We start from the raw sequence: 366 nt of genomic DNA on the forward strand, positions 1-366 counted from the left end.
GATAGGTCTGGTGTGGAAGCGTGGCGACACGTGGAGCTGACAGATACTAATCGGTCGAGGACTTATCCAAGAAATTCTGACGTGTTTCACATTCCATGATCTAGTTTTGAAGGAATCTTTCTTTCAACCATATAGTGAACAAAGAGAACCAAGACATTCGAGGAAGCAAAGAGGGAATGCCCGGAGCGTATGAGGAATACGTGAGGACATGAACGATGCAGCTGACGAAGAAGGTCGACGGTTATCTGATGTTCAAAGTCCGGTGGCGATAGCGAAGAGGTCACACCCGTTCCCATGCCGAACACGGTCGTTAAGCTCTTCTGCGCCGATGGTAGTTGGGGGCTTCCCCCTGTGAGAGTAGGACGT

Annotated in this window: 1 rRNA gene; it reads left to right on the forward strand. The window is 50.0% G+C overall.

Annotated features, from left to right (window positions below):
• Positions 1 to 258: 258 nt before the first annotated feature.
• Positions 259 to 366 (forward strand): 5S ribosomal RNA (gene rrf / locus MW695_RS22315); the annotation flags it as partial.

The sequence above is a fragment of the Halalkalibacter sp. APA_J-10(15) genome (assembly GCF_023017105.1).
Taxonomy (GTDB): domain Bacteria; phylum Bacillota; class Bacilli; order Bacillales; family Bacillaceae_D; genus Halalkalibacter.